This window comes from Plantactinospora sp. B24E8 (genome assembly GCF_039871735.1).
Lineage (GTDB): Bacteria > Actinomycetota > Actinomycetes > Mycobacteriales > Micromonosporaceae > Plantactinospora.
In genome coordinates this window covers 31,773-46,590 of record NZ_JBDPMH010000019.1, presented here as the reverse complement: position 1 = coordinate 46,590, position 14,818 = coordinate 31,773, and the positions used below count along the sequence as shown (strand labels likewise).

At 72.3% G+C, this 14,818-nt stretch carries 10 protein-coding genes; 3 read left to right on the top strand and 7 right to left on the bottom strand.

The features are described 5' to 3' along the window. Positions 1–16 precede the first annotated feature (16 nt). From ABGB21_RS24065 to ABGB21_RS24045, 5 genes are read right to left on the bottom strand one after another with little or no spacing between them, the layout of a single operon-like run. Complete coding sequence (locus tag ABGB21_RS24065) at positions 17–1,549, bottom strand: lipid II flippase MurJ (RefSeq protein ID WP_347657743.1); 1,533 nt, start codon at positions 1,547–1,549, stop codon at positions 17–19. Further along, positions 1,546–2,754 carry a glycosyltransferase family 4 protein gene (locus tag ABGB21_RS24060; protein WP_347657744.1) on the bottom strand — a complete coding sequence of 403 codons (1,209 nt, stop codon included), beginning with the start codon at positions 2,752–2,754 and terminating at the stop codon, positions 1,546–1,548. Before ABGB21_RS24060 ends, ABGB21_RS24065 begins: the two co-directional genes overlap by 4 nt. Then, positions 2,751–3,716 carry a glycosyltransferase gene (locus ABGB21_RS24055; RefSeq protein WP_347679681.1) on the bottom strand — a complete coding sequence of 322 codons (966 nt, stop codon included), beginning with the start codon at positions 3,714–3,716 and terminating at the stop codon, positions 2,751–2,753. The genes ABGB21_RS24060 and ABGB21_RS24055 overlap by 4 nt, the downstream gene beginning before the upstream one ends. A 1-nt stretch (position 3,717) precedes the next feature. After that, positions 3,718–5,190: an O-antigen ligase family protein gene (locus ABGB21_RS24050; protein ID WP_347679679.1), complete on the bottom strand. Its 1,473-nt coding sequence runs from the start codon at positions 5,188–5,190 to the stop codon at positions 3,718–3,720. Beyond that, positions 5,183–6,418: a glycosyltransferase gene (locus ABGB21_RS24045; protein ID WP_347657746.1), complete on the bottom strand. Its 1,236-nt coding sequence runs from the start codon at positions 6,416–6,418 to the stop codon at positions 5,183–5,185. The genes ABGB21_RS24050 and ABGB21_RS24045 overlap by 8 nt, the downstream gene beginning before the upstream one ends. A 306-nt stretch (positions 6,419–6,724) precedes the next feature. Between ABGB21_RS24045 and ABGB21_RS24040 the strand changes: the two genes are divergently transcribed. Then, complete coding sequence (locus ABGB21_RS24040) at positions 6,725–7,993, top strand: DUF1800 domain-containing protein (protein WP_347657747.1); 1,269 nt, start codon at positions 6,725–6,727, stop codon at positions 7,991–7,993. Then, positions 7,993–9,246 (top strand): DUF1501 domain-containing protein, encoded by a 1,254-nt coding sequence (locus ABGB21_RS24035; RefSeq protein WP_347657748.1) that lies wholly within the window; start codon positions 7,993–7,995, stop codon positions 9,244–9,246. Before ABGB21_RS24040 ends, ABGB21_RS24035 begins: the two co-directional genes overlap by 1 nt. Positions 9,247–9,315: 69 nt before the next feature. Here the strand turns inward: ABGB21_RS24035 and ABGB21_RS24030 are convergent, their stop codons facing one another. Further along, positions 9,316–10,875 carry an exopolysaccharide biosynthesis polyprenyl glycosylphosphotransferase gene (locus tag ABGB21_RS24030; RefSeq protein ID WP_347657749.1) on the bottom strand — a complete coding sequence of 520 codons (1,560 nt, stop codon included), beginning with the start codon at positions 10,873–10,875 and terminating at the stop codon, positions 9,316–9,318. A gap of 256 nt (positions 10,876–11,131) precedes the next feature. Beyond that, entirely contained in the window at positions 11,132–12,217 is a 1,086-nt protein-coding gene (locus ABGB21_RS24025; RefSeq protein ID WP_347657750.1) for an LCP family protein, read from the bottom strand. Positions 12,218–12,537: 320 nt separating this feature from the next. On the opposite strand from ABGB21_RS24025, the gene ABGB21_RS24020 reads away from it, so the two are divergent. Next, positions 12,538–14,790: an APC family permease gene (locus ABGB21_RS24020; protein WP_347657751.1), complete on the top strand. Its 2,253-nt coding sequence runs from the start codon at positions 12,538–12,540 to the stop codon at positions 14,788–14,790. Positions 14,791–14,818: the final 28 nt, after the last annotated feature.

Sequence of the window (14,818 nt, the reverse complement as noted above, 5' to 3'; positions counted from 1 at the left end):
CTCGGTCCTCCTCTCGTCAGGGGGTCCGCCCGGCCCCGGTGAGCTGTCGCGCCCGGGCCCAGATGCCGACCAGGAAGGTACGACGCACCCCCGGCACCACCGCCGCGTAGCCGACCCAGACCAGCAGGATCCCGAGACCGGAGGCGAGCAGCCGGAGGATCCCGGGCCCGGCCAGCAGGTATCCCGTCAGCCCGGCGAGAACCGCACCGGGCAGCAGCACGGCGATCAGCCGCGCGCTGTACCCGAGCACCCCGAGCAGCCTGGCCGAGAGCAGGAACATCAGCAGCCCGCCGACCGAGGCCGCCGCCCCCAGGGTGAACGGCCCCCAGTGCCGGAACAGCAGCAGGTTGACCCCGGCGGCGGCGGCGAACGAGACCGCGTTCACCCACGCCACCCGGACGTTCGCGCCCCGGGCGTTGAGCACCTTGACCAGCGTGTATCCGATCACCTGGGCCCAGATGCCGAGGGCGAAGCCGAGCAGCAGCGTGGCGGAGACCTCCACCGCCCGCTGGTCGAACACGCCCCGCGCGTACAGCACGGTGACGATGCCGGTGCTGTTCAGGCTGAGGACCAGTGACAGCGGCACGGTCACGAAGAGCACCGGCGGCAGCAGGCGGCGCAACCCGCCGGCCACGTCCTCCGGGGCCATCCGGGCGAACGAGGCCAGCCCGGCCAGGCCCAGCGGTGCGGCGAGCAGGGCCATGCAGGAGTCAACGACAAACCGGGCGTACTCGGTGGCCGCCACCACCTCGACGCCGAGCAGCGAACCGACGGCCCGTTCGACCGCGATCGCCCCCTGCAGGATCACCGGCACCAGCAGCAGCGGTCGCAGGCGTCGCCAGAACTCGCCGAGCGCGATCCGGTAGGCGTCGCGGGGCACCGCCGGCTCGGCCGCCGCCTCCGTCGGTTCCCCGGGACCAGGGGGCCGCAGATAGCCCCGGCGCCGGATCCAGTACGCGCCCCAGGCGAGGAGCAGCAGGTACGGGACGGTGAAACCCCAGGCGAGCAGCGACACGTGCCCGGTCAGGTACGCCGCCACCGTGGCCCCGATCAGACCGAGACTCTGCACCGACGGGCGGAGGTTGATCAGTCGTACGTCGTCGTGCGCCAGCCCCACCAGGGTGTAGAGGTTGTACTGCACGTAGGCCGGTACCGAGAGCGCGGCGATGCCGAGCATCGTGGCGGCGAGGCGTGCGGTCCCCGGATCCAGGCCGGGCGCCAGCAGCGCCACCCAGTGCTGCCGACCGAACAGGAGTCCGGCCACCAGCAGCAGTGAGAACCCGGTGAGCAGGGTCCGTACGGCCCGGTAGAGCACCAGGGCCATCGCCGGCCGCTCCTGCCGGTACCGGACGTACTGCGGCAGGAACCCGGCCGAGAGCGCGTCGGCGGTGAAGAAGTTGATCGGGACCAGGGTGGCGGTCAGCGACACCCGGTTCGCCGCCACCACCCGACCCGCACCGAAGAGCGCCGCGAGCAGGACCTCACGGACCAGGCCGAGCGCCTTGCCGGTCAGGCCGCCGAGCACCAGCCGGAGGAAGATCCTGGTCACGGTGTCCCGGACCCGCCCCGGAGCTCCGCGAGCAGGGACAGGTAGCTGCGGGCGCAGTGGTCGAGGGTCAACTCCCCGGGCAGCAGACTGGGTCGGCCACCGTCCGGGCGGGGCACGGCGGCCAGCACCTCGGCGAGCCGACCGGCGTCGCCGGGGTCGACCTCGTGCAGCACCGGGCCGAGCGCGGTCTGCCCGGCCGTACCCGGCCCGGCCGCCCCGGTCGGCACCACACAGGGCAGCCCGCTGGCCAGCGCCTCCAGGATCGCCATCGGCAGCCCGACCTCGAGGCGCGCCGTCGTCAGCAGGGCGAGGTCGGCCGCCGCGTAGTAGCGGTGCACCCCGTCCGGCGGCACCCGCCCGACAAACGTCACCAGTTCCGCCAGCCGCAGGTCGCGGACCAGGCCACGCAGCCGCGACTCGTCCGGCCCGTCACCGACGAGCAGGAACCGGAACCGCTGACCCGCACCCTGGTCGCGGAGCACCGCCGCCGCACGCAACGCCCGGTCCAGCCGTTTCTGCACGTGCAGCCGGCCGACACAGCCGACCACGGTCACCCCGTCAGCGATGCCGAGCTCGGCCCGTACCGCCCGCCGCGCCGGCAGGTCGAATCCGTGATCGGCCGGACGTACCCCGTTCGGGATCAGCGCGACCCGGCCCGGCGGAACCGACCAGCGCTGTGGGGACGCGACAAGCGACTCCGCGACCCGGGCGCCGACCGCGACGATCCGGTCGAAGTCCCGGTACCGGACCAGGTCCCGGACCAGCCAGGCGGCGTTCTTGGGCGCGGTCGCCAGCGAACGGAGGTCCCGGGCCCGCAGTTTCGACCCGATCTCCATCATGGACGTTCCGTGTGCCTGCAGGACGAACGGCGTCCACGGCTGCCGGGCCCTGGCCCGGATCACGGCGTAGCCGCCGGCGCTCACCGACAGCACCGCGGACGGCGGCGCCGGCAGCGAGGTCCAGTAGTCGCGGGAGCGGCGCCACCAGGCCGGCGAGTACCGGCCGGGCCGGGTCGCCGGCAACGGCACGACCTCCACCCCGTCGGCGGAGAAGCTACCCGACCGGTTCGGGATGTGTGTGGTGACGACCCGGACCACCGGCACGGTCCGGGCCAGTTCGGTGGCGAGGCTCCAGGCGAGGGTCTCCATCCCGCCGGTGTGGTGGAACGGGGTGGCGCGGGAGAAGATCAGTATCGACTCGATCATGTCAACGTCCCGTACAACAGTTCCAGCTTGTCGGTCTGCCGTCGCAGGTTGAACCGCTCGACGACGGTCGCCCGCCCGGCCCGGCCGAGTCGCCCGGCGAGATCCGGGTCACGGAGCAGCGCGGTCAGCCGCTCCGCGAGCCCGGCGACGTCCCGCTCGCCGACCAGGTATCCGGTCGTCCCGTCGGTCACCGCCTCACCGATGCCGCCGTGGTCGGTGCCGACCACCGGGCGGGCCGCGGCGGCCGCCTCCAGCACCACCGTCGGCAGCCCCTCCTGGTCGCCGGTGGTCGCGGTCAGACTGGGTACGCAGACCAGCCGGGACTCGCCCAGCTGACGGAGCGTCTCGGCGTGCGGTTGGGCGCCGAGGAACTCCACCGCCGCCCCCAGGCCCAACTCGCGGACGAGTTCCTCCAACGGTTCCCGCAGTGGGCCGTCCCCGACGATCACCAGATGCGCGTCGGGCACCGCCCGTCGCACCACCGCGAGGGCCCGGAGCAGGTCGGCGGTCCCCTTCTTCTCCACCAGCCGGGCCACGTGCAGGATCCGGGGTGCCGCGACCGTCCCGGCCGGCTGGATCAGCTCGACATCGACCCCGGTGGGCAGCACCACCAGCCGGTCCGCCGGATAGCCCCACTCCACGGCCCGGGCCCGGATGTGCTCGGAGACGCAGACGAACGTCGCCCCGGCGTCGAACAGCTCCGCGCGCCAGGTGACGTAGTTCACCCACGACGGTTTGCCGGAGGCGAGCAGCCGGGGCTTGGTGACCGTCACGTCGAAACCGTGCAGCGTGGTGACCAACGGCACTCCCAGGGCCCGGGCCAGCGGTACGGCGTAGACACCCTCGACCCCGAAGTGGGCGTGCAGCAGCCTGGTACCCCGCTCCCGCAGCACCCCGGCCAGCGGCCCGGGACGGCGGGTCAACGTGTACGACAACAGCGCCGCCCGGCCGAACCCCGACACGCTAACCGAGTCCGTGCCCGGCCGGCTCGGCACCTCGTCCCGGCCCACGAACAGCGGACGGAAGGTCCGCATCGCCAGCGCCTGGTTCACGATGAACGTCTCCGAGGGACGGAACTGCTGGTGACGCAGGATCCCGACGGTCGGGGTGGTGGGCACGGTCCTTCGATTCCTCCGCGACGGGCCGGACGAGACACACGAGCAGCAGTGCGACGACCGGGATCAGGTGGATGTCACCGAAGATGTCGGTGTTCTCGCCCAGACCCTGCAGCAGGATCCAGCCGAGCGCGGCGCCGGCGTAACCGAGGAACCGCTCGTCGGTCGTGTGCCGCCGTCGCAGGACGAGCCGACCGACGGCCACGAAGTACGCGACGGTCAGCCCGAGCCCGACGAGCCCGGTCACCGCCCAGGCACCGAGCAGGATGTTGTGCGGGGGCAGGATCCGCCACATGTCGTGCCGGTCGGCGTAGCCGGCGAACCCGGCGTCCCAGCCGCCGTACCCGAGCCCGAGGATCGGATGCTCCCGCATCGCCTCGCCGCCGAACCGCCAGATCTCCGCCCGTCCCACGAACGCCTCGGCGAGAGCACCGAGGAAGGCGCGGTTCAGCACCAGCAGCAGCACCAGGGCGACGCCGGCCACGGCGGCACCGACCAGCAGGTACCGGCGTACCACCGGGGTCGAACGGCGCAGGTGGTGCAGACCGTAGGCGGCCGCCGGCAGCAGCAGGACCAGCACGATGGCGGACTTCGACCCGGTGAACGGCACCGTGGCCAGGGCGGCCAGGCCGGCCAGGCGTACCCAGCGCGTGCCGGTGAGCCGGGACAGGGCGAGGGCGGCGAGACCGTTGATCCCGAGGAACATCGCCGCCACGTTCGCGTTGATGAAAAAGCCGCCCGCCTTGGCCGGGTCCAGCACGTTGTTCGGGTGGTCACCGAAGAGCGCGGCAACGGTGTTCTGTCCGGCGAAGAATCCGCCGACAGACCGCAGATAGGCGTCCTCCAGCCCGGGTGCCAGCCGGAAGAGCAGCACCAGGGCGGCCTCGGTGAGCACCAGCGGCCAGTACCACCGTTCGAGTCGGCGCAGTGCCGTACGGCCCTGACCGGAGACCAGCCCCATCAACAGCAGCATGCCGGCGAACTGGCCCAACAGGGTGATGTACTGCAGGCCGGCGCGCGGGTCGGGCGACCAGGCGAGAGCGACGACCCGGACCACCAGCAGCGCCAGGACGAGCCGGAACACACCGGTCCGGAGCAGGTCGCGGACCGTGCCGCCCCGGACGCCGAGCAACACCACCGGGGCCAGCGCAACGGTCGTCAGGGTGGCGAGCGAGATGTCCACGCTGCCCCGCGGCAACAGGTAGAACTGGGGTACGGCGAGGGCCACCGTCACCACGGCGAGCAGCGGATAGCGGTCGGGGGCGGGGGTCAGCCGGGCCAGGAGCGGGGCGAGACGTGCCGACAGTGCGCGGTCAGCCACGGTGACCCTCCCGGTGTGCCGGCGGGACCGTGCCGTCGCCGCCGGTGACGATGTCCCGCAGCACCGCGCCCCGGGACCGCCAGCCGAAGTCGCGGGCGTACCCGACCCGGGCGGCGATCTCCGGATCGGACTTCGGGGTGAGGGCACCGCGTACCCGGTCGACGAAGTCGTCGATCGAGTCGGCCACCTCGATGAAGTCCGTCGCCCCCGCCGCCCGGCGGACGTCCGGCACCGGGGTGCTGACCACGTCCAGGCCGGCGGCGAGGTACTCGTAGCACTTCAACGGGCTGACCCCGGTCGTGTAGGGGTTGAGCGCGTACGGCACCAGCCCCACCGTGCACCGGCCGGCCACCTCGGCGAGTTCGTCGACCCGGAGCACGCCCAGGTACGTCGCCCCGAGTCGGCGCAGTTCCGCCAGCTCCCGGTCGAAGCCTCCGCCACCGGCGGCGACCGGGCCGGCCAACAGCAGTTCACCCTCGCCGCGCAGGGCGACCGCCAGGGCGCGCAGCAGTGCGAAGTCCAGCTTGTGGGGTGACAGGTTGCCGGCGAACAGCGCCGCAGGCCGGCGGGCCCCGGTCGGCTGGCTGGCCGCGGCGAAGACGTCCACGTCGGCGACGTTCGGCAGCAGACGTACCTCGGGGAACCCGACCGTGGTCAGGTGGTCGACCACCGCCTGACTGGTCCCGATCGCCGGACGGGCGGTACCGGTGAGGTGCCGTTCGCCGGCTGCCACCGCGGCCCCGTCGATCCCGGGGAAGGCCGCCAACAGGTCGACGCAGTGGTAGACGGTCCGGTCGGCGTACCGCTCCAGCCCGTAGGTGACCGGGGTGAACGTCCAGAGCACCCGGGGGCGAGGGCTGTCCCGCCAGCGCGCCACCGCCCGTTCCAGCAGCACCCGGTTGACCAGTCGGGTCGGGCGGCGGTGCACCGGTACGACCAGGGGTGAGATGACGGTGGCCCGCTCCGGTACGGGTCGCTGGTCGCTGGCGACCGGTCGGTGTACCGAGTTGCGCAACCGGTGGGCCATCCTGGTCACGTCCCGACGGTCGAGTCTGATCCGACGTAGGCCGAGCGACTCGACGAAGTGGGTCTGGAAGGCGCGGGCGAACTCCCGCACCACGTAGTGCTGGTTGGTGGCGATGTGCGCGTTCCACTCGGCGGTGCCCAGCACCAGGATGGTCGGATCGGCGGACCCGGTGGGGTCGCCCGGCGCTCGTGTTGTCGTCACCCTGTCTCTTCCGGCCTTGTCAAGCGGCGTCACCGCGCCCGTCGAGGAGGACCAGGTCGACCGCGGCGCGGGCGGGGACCATGGCGACGCGGACCGCCGGCGATGCCGGTGGCTGCGACGTGGGTAATCCTGTCAGGGTGACGAGAGGTTCCACTGAGGCACCTTAGGGCAGGTGTCAAAGTCGTCGCAGCCCCCGTCGGCCCCCACCCGCCGGGTCAGGTCCGCCCTCCCCTTTCCGCGGTCCCGACCATCGGCGGACGGGCGGATGTTTGCCGCTCGGCCTGGACGTCGCCTATGTTTTCTGTCATGACGGACGACGTCGCGCTGCTGCTGCGTCGCGCCGGTTTTGGACCCACCGCCGCCGAACTGAGCGCGGCGCGACAGTCGGGATACGCCGCCACCCTCGAGCGGTTGGTCACGCCACCGGGCCCGGACGTCGGGGCGAGCAGCGCCCCGCTCCCGGACATCGGCCCGGATCCGCACGCCAACCTGCCGAATCCGACCCGCGCCCAGCACGAGCGGGCAGACCGGATGCGCAAGGCACAGGCGGAACGGATCGAGCGGTGGTGGCTGGACCGGATGGCGGTCGCGGACCACCAGGCACGGGAGAAGCTCGTCTTCTTCTGGCACGGCCACTGGGCCACGTCGGTGGACAAGGTGTGCAGCGCGCAGTTCATGCTCACCCAGCACCGCACCTTCCGGACCGCCCGCGACGTCGTCGACCTGGCCCACCGGATGGTCGAGGACCAGGCGCTCATCTACTGGTTGGACGGACAGCACAACAAGAAGGACGCGCCCAACGAGAACCTCGCCCGGGAGCTGTTCGAGTTGTTCCTGCTCGGTATCGGCAGGTACACCGAGCGCGACGTGAAGGAGGCGGGCCGGGCGCTCACCGGCTGGCGGGTGATCCTGGAACAGGAGACCCCGGTCTTCGACCGGCAACGCCACGACCCGGGCACCAAGACGATTCTCGGGGTGACCTCCCGGTTCACCGCGCACAGTCTGGTCGACCTGCTGCTGAACCATCCGGAATGCCCCCGGTTCGTCGCCTCCCGGCTCTGGTTCCGCTACGCCTCCTCGACCGAACCGGTCCCGGAGCGCACCCGGGACCGGATGGTGGAGGCGTTTCCCGATCCGATGCGGATGCTCCGCGCCCTCTTCACCGACGAAGCCTTTCCGGCCACCGCGAACGGCCTGGTCAAGCAGCCGGTGGAGTGGCTGGTCGGCGCCATGCGCCAGCTGGGACTGCGGATGAGCGGTCTGTCGGTGGAGGTGGCCACGGACCTGCTGTGGAAGATGCGGGTGCTCGGCCAGCTCCCGTTCGCACCGCCCAGTGTCGGGGGCTGGCCGGCCGGCACCGCCTGGCTGACCTCGGCCGCCGCGCAGTCCCGGATCACCCTCGCCGGCAGGCTCGCCGACCTCGTCCGGCCCACCCGGCTGACCCCGGAGGGACTGGCCCAACTGCTCTGCCTGCCCGGCTGGACGAACCGGACCTACGAGGTGCTCCGGACCGTGCAGGACCCACGCCAACTGCTGGTCCTCGGCCTGAACAGCCCGGAATACCTGGTGACCTGATGGACGCGTTGACCCGACGACGGTTCCTCCTGGCCTCCGGGGTGACCGGGGCCGCGGCCCTGGCCGCCGGCGGCGCCACCCTCGGTCTCGCCGAACTGCTCCGCAAAGGCCCCGACCCCACCGCGACCGGGCCCGACCAGAAACTCGTGCTGGTCACCCTGTACGGCGGCAACGACGGGTTGAACACCGTGATCCCGTACGCCGACAGCCGGTACCACTCGGCCCGCCCCGAGCTGGCGTACGACCCCGAGCAGGTGCTGCCGCTCGACGACCGGCTCGGACTCAATCCGAAGCTCACCGGTCTCAAGCGGCTGTGGGACGACAAGCGCCTCGCGGTCGTCCTCGGCGTCGGCTACCCCCGACCGGACCGCAGCCATTTCCGGTCGATGGACATCTGGCAGACCGCCTCACCAGCGGAACCCATCTACAGCGGCTGGGTCGGACGATGGCTGGACGGGACGAAGGCGAGCCCGGAGGCGGCGGTCAGTTTCGAGCCGGCGTTGCCGCCGCTGCTCGCCGGCGAGACCCGGGCCGGCGCGTGCGTCAGCCTCAACGGGCTCAAACTGCCGTCCGGACTGGCCCCGGAGCGGCTGGCCGCACTCGGCCGGGCGGAGCCGGGCGAGCCGGCGATGCAGGCGCGGGCCGCCGCCGCGTACACCGATCTGCTCCGGATCGACCAGCTGATGCGCGAGCCGTCCCCGGCGGGCGATCCGACCGGACCAGGCGACATCCCGCCGATGCCGGCCACCGGCACCGGCGGCTCCAGCGCGCTCGCCGCCCAGCTCACCGCGGTCGCCCGGTGCGTCGAGGCCGGCGTACCGACCCGCGTCTACTCGGTGAGCCTCGGTGGCTTCGACACCCACGCCGAGGAGCGGGCCGGTCACGAGATGCTGCTCGGCCAACTGGACCAGGCGCTGACCGGGTTCGTCGACCGGATGGCCCGGACCGGGGCGGGCCGCCAGGTGACCGTGCTGGTCTACAGCGAGTTCGGCCGACGGGTACGCGCCAACGCCTCGGACGGCACCGACCACGGCACCGCCGGACCGGTCCTGGTGCTGGGCGCCCAGGTCGCCGCCGGGCTCTACGGCGAGCAGCCGAGCCTGGCCGATCTGGACGACGGTGACCTGAAGGCCAACGTCGACTTCCGGCAGGTGTTCGGCACGGTCATCGGCTCGGTGCTGCGGGCCGACCCGGGACGCTACCTGCCCGACTTCCAGGTCACGCCGCTTCCGCTCTTCCTACCGGCGGGTTGACGGCGGCGCGCCGTGTGCGCGGGCGGGACACCGGCCGGCCCCGGCCGCGGCACCCGACGCCGGGAACGGTCAACGCCCCCGGCCGCCGAGCACCTCCCCGACGGTCCGCAGCAGCACCTTGACGTCCAGCCAGAGCGACCAGTTCTCGATGTAGTAGTTGTCGAACCGGGCCCGGTCGGAGATCGGGGTGTCGCCCCGCAGGCCGCTCACCTGGGCCAGCCCGGTCAGCCCGACCGGCACCCGGTGTCGCATCGCGTAGTCGGGGTGCTCGGCGCTGAACTTCGCCACGAAGTACGGACGTTCGGGGCGGGGGCCGACCACCGTCATGTCACCTCGCAGGATGTTCCAGAGCTGTGGCAACTCGTCCAGCGAGGTACGGCGCATGAAACGGCCGATCGGGCCGACCCGGTGGTCCTCCGCGATGGACCAGGTCGTCGCCGCCTCCTCGTCGTCCCGGGGGCGCATGGTCCGGAACTTGATGACGTGGAAGGGGCGGCCGTACTGGCCGATCCGTACCTGCCGGAACAGGATGCCGCGTCCCCCCTCCAGGAGGGTCAGCAGGGCGCAGAGCAGCACGACCGGGCTGAGCACGATCAGCGCGACCGCGGCGAGGACGATGTCGAACGCCCGCTTGAGCAGCCAACGCGGACCGGACAGGGTGGTGTGCCGGACCCGGACCACCGGAATCGCCCCGATGTGGTCGGGCAGCCCGCCCGGGGAGTGGGAGCCCCACAGCCGCTGGACGGCCCAGAGGTCACACCGCGCGCTGGCCGGACGTCGCAGCAGCTCCATCAGCGCGGACTCGGCGCAGTCGGGCTCGGCGATGATCAGCACGTCCGACTCGGTGGTCAGGATCCGTTCCTCGAGGTCGTCGAGGGTGCCGATGAGTGGGATGGCGCCGGGCCCCGATCGGGGGGTGGCGTCGACACAGCCGACGAACCGCAGCCCGTAGCGGGGGTTACGGCGCAGCAGCCGGGCCAGTTCGGCGGCGACCGGACCACCGCCGATGATGATGGCGTTGTGTTCCACCCAGCGGCGTCGGCGGGCCGTGACGACCAGGGTGCGGGTGACCGCACGGCCGACGATCACCAGGCCGGCGGAGAGCGCGACCCCGCGCATGAAACCGGCCATGTACTCCACCGAGTTGTGCCGCAGCGCGGCGATGATCGCCACGATGGCGGCCGACGCGAGCAGCCGTCCACAGAGGTTCGGCAGTTCGTCGAGGATGCTCATGTGCCGGCGGCCGCGATAGAGCCCACCGGTGGCGAAGATGGTGACGGTGAACACCGCGGTGAACAGGGTCCCCCGCCAGTAGCGGTCGGAGAGTACGAGCGGTGCCAGCAGGGCGGCGAAATCCACCGGTGCGGTCAGCATCCAGGCACGCAGCCGGCGGGTCCGGGTGGAGGCGACGGAACCGGCGTACGGCAGCACCGCCGTGGTGTCGAGGCCCGGACGGGGTGGGGGATCCGGGACTCGACCGTCGCCGTCCTGGCGGGGGCGTGGGATCTCCGGCGTGGGGCCGGGCGGTGTCCTCGTCTCCGGCGGGCCGTCCGCGCCGGTCGGGACGCCAGGGTCGGCGACGGGCCACTCCCCTGGCGCGCCCTGCTGCGTCGTCGCCCTGCTCACCATTGCAAGGACCTCCCCCATGGCATCGGCACGACCCGTGGCGCGGCGGGTGACCGTCAGCAGGATACGACCACGCGCGCCGCGCTGTCAGAGTCGTATCCCACGGTCCTCTACCACTCGGCGCGATGGCGGGACCGACGTTTTCCGCCATCGCGCCGAATGTCCATACGTCGATGGATGTACGGGTCGAGGCTAACCACCGCCCGCCACCACGCCGGGTGACGACCTTCGACCGGTGGCTGGCCGGACGGCCCGACGGCTACTTGGCGGCGCCGAGGATCTCCGGCACCGCGTCGCGACGGACCGCGTCGTAGAACTTCTCGGCCTTGTTGTCGTCCGCGAACACCACACTCTCGGTGCCGACCCGACCGGTGCCCCGGGACGGGCTGGTGACGAAGGTGAGGTTGCCGCTGCGCAGGTGGCGCAGCTCCATGCCCAGGTCGAGCAGGGAGAGGGTCTTGTCGACCGAGACCGAGTCCGCGGACGCCTTGACAAAGGCGTTGAGTTTGGCGGGGTTGGCCAGGGTGCCGCCGGAGACGGCCTTGTCCAGGATGGCCCGGATCACCTGCTGCTGGTGACGGATCCGGGCGAAGTCGCCGTCCGCGAAGGCGTACCTCTCCCGCGCGTAGTCGAGCGCTTCGGCACCGTCCATCACCTGCTTGCCCTGTGGGAACTCGCGACGGCCGCCGGGCAGCAGGGAGTGGGTGGAGGTGAACCCCTTCTCCACGTTGATCTCCACGCCGCCCAGCGCGTCGACGATCTCCTTGAAGCCGGCGAAGTCGACGAGCGCCACGTGGTCGATGCGGACCTTGGTGAACTTCTCCACCGTCTGCACCATCATCGGGATGCCGCCCCAGGCGTACGCCGCGTTGATTTTGGCGTCCCGGCCACCCCGTTGCCCGTCCTTGCTCTTCGGCACGTTGACCCAGGTGTCCCGGGGGATCGAGATGAGCTGCGCGCTGGACCGGTCCTTGGGCAGGTGGGCGAGGATGATGGTGTCGCTGCGGGAGCCGCCGGTGTTCTCCGGATCCCGGGTGTCACTGCCCAGGATCAGGATGTTCTTGGCGTCCTGCGCCACCTTGACCGGCCGTGACTCCTCGGGCACCTGGTCGAACGCCTCGACGCGTTCGATGCCCGACTCCACCGAGCGGACGTAGAGTCCCGCCGCGACCGCGCCGCCACCGCCGAGCAGGGCCAGCACCAGGAGTGTGATGAGGACGATCCGACGGGCCCGTCGACGCCGTGGCTTCGGCTCGGGGGTCGGTTCGGCGGTGGGGTCCGCCGCGGTGTCGAGCTCGGTTTCTTCCGGGGAACCGGACTTCTCGACGTGTGTGTGGCCAGGCATGGCTCGATGCTACTGAGGACGGCAAATCCTCCACTGCCCCGTACCCGGCCCGTGATCGCATTCGCAAGCACCTGTCGTCGGACGCGCCCGGCTCCGGCGGGTCGGCCGCCTCGGGGTGGGTCGGCCGCCCCCACCGACTGACCGTTGCGCCGAAGCCCGATCCCCCGCCGGCCGGACGTGGTCCCGACCCCTGGTCGGGCCACGTCCGGGTCCGCCGCCCGCACCCGGTCCATACTTTCCGGCCCGGGAATCGCCATTCCCCCGGCACGGACGGGCCGGATCGGTGACAGTGCGAGACGGGACGGGAGGAGGAGCGGGGCATGGCGGGCCGGCAGCGGGCGGGGCGGGACCGGGACGGTACGCCGCCGCCGGAGGGCCCGAGCAACGTCTTCAGCCCGTCCGCCGAGTTCCCGCCGCTGAACGAGGCCGAGCTGACGGCGCTACGGGAGGTCGGCCGGGCGTGGGGGGCCGCGCTGCGGGGTCGCCCGAAGGGTGACACCGAACTGCCGCTGGATCCGAATCTCGAGCAGCACGACCACCAGCCCACGCCCAGCCGGTTCGGCCGGTTCGCCCGGGTCGAGATGTTCCGGACCGGGCGTCAGGGGGAGTTGACCGCGACCGGCACGGAGAACGTCTCCCGCAGCCGTCTCGGCCGGGTCGCGGGCCGGGTCCGTCGCCGGCTGTTGGGCCCACCGCTGGCCAGCGCCGCCGTGCTGCAGGAACGCATGCGGAAACTGGTCGCCCTGCCGGTGCTCTCCTCCGACCTGCTCTCCTCGGTCGCGTACGGGCCGGAGGCGATGCTCGCGGTGCTGGTGCTGGCCGGCAGCGACGCGCTCCGGCTCTCGCTGCCGATCGCCGCCGCCCTCGTCGTGTTGATGATCGCGGTCGGTACGTCGTACCGGCAGACCGTCTACGCCTACCCGCACGGCGCCGGCTCCTACCTGGTGGCCAGCGACAGTCTCGGACCCCGGCTCGGCCTCACCGCGGCCGCCGGCCTGATCCTCGACTACGTGCTGACCGTCTCGGTCTCGGTCGCGGCCGGGGTCGGCGCGATCACCTCGGCGCTGCCCGGGCTGACCCCGTACACCGTGCCGATCGGGCTGCTGGTGATCGCCGCGCTGCTCGCCGGCAACCTGCGCGGGGTGCGGGCCGCCGGCAAGCTCTTCGCCGCGCCGACGTACCTCTTCATCGCCGCCATCGGGCTGCTCTTCGCGGTCGGGCTGGCCCGGGCGGCCGGCCGGGGCTTCGAGGCCGTCCCGCCGCCACCGGTGGGCGCGGTGGAGGGCCTCGGGCTGCTCGTCGTGCTTCGGGCCTTCGCCTCCGGCGCGGCGTCGATGACCGGCATCGAGGCGGTCGCGGACGCGGTGCCGGCCTTCCGACCGGTCGAGTGGCGACAGGCCCGGACGACGCTGACCTGGATGGTCGGCATCCTGGTGGTGCTCTTCGCCGGACTCACCCTGTTGATCGACGTCAACGGCCTGGTGCCCCGGGACGACGAGACGCTGTTGTCCCAGCTCGCCCGGCACACCTTTCCCAGCGGTCCGTGGTACGCGGTCATCCAGGCGGCCACCACGCTGGTCCTGCTGCTCGCCGCGAACACCGCCTTCAACGACTTTCCCCGGCTGCTGTTCTTCATGGCCCGGGACGGCTACGCGCCCCGCCGCTTCCTGCACATGGGCGACCGGCTGGCGTTCAGCAACGGCATCGTCGCGCTGGCGGTCGCGGCAGCGTTGATCTTCGTCGCCTTCGGTGGCTACACCCAGTCGCTGATCCCGCTCTACGCGGTCGGGGTCTTCCTCGCCTTCACCCTCTCGCAGAGCGGCATGGTGATGCACTGGCGCAGAGGCCGGGCCCGCCACTGGCGGCGCCGGGCGACGGTGAACGCGGTCGGTGCGGCGCTCTGCGCGATCGTCCTGGTCACCGCGGCGATCACCAAGTTCGCCGACGGTGCCTGGGTGGTGGTGGTCGCGGTGCCGCTGCTGGTCCTGCTCAGCCTGCACATCCGGTCGCACTACGACGCGATGCGCCAGGCGCTGACCGTCTCCACCACGCCGGACGCCACGTTGTCGGCCCGGCCGGACCGGCACACCGGCCCGGCCGGGCTGCCGGAACAGGCCGGCGAGTCCCCCGGCGGCGGTGACCTCGGGGTCGACCTCACCCCGGCCGAGGTACGTCACCTGGTGGTGGTGCCGGTGGCCCGGATGAACCTGGCCGCGCTGCGCGCGCTGGCGTACGCGACCTCGCTCGGGCAACCGGTCTTCGCCGTCCACCTGAGCCCCGAACGGGAGGAGGCGGACCGGTTCCGCCGGCAGTGGGAGGTCTGGGGCAACCACCTGCGGCTGGAGACGATCATCTCGCCGTACCGGGCGGTGATCGGCCCGCTGGCCCAGTACGTCGGCGCGCTGCACGCGGCCCGTCCGGAGGTGACCCTCACCGTGGTGGTGCCGGAGCTGGTGGTCCGACACCTGTGGCACCAACTGCTGCACACCCGTACCGAACTGCGGCTGCGCCGCGCCCTGCGGGACCTGCCCGGGGTCGTGATCACCAGTGTTCCGGTCCACGTGCCGGAATAGCCGTCCCACCTCGTCGGACCTGTGTACG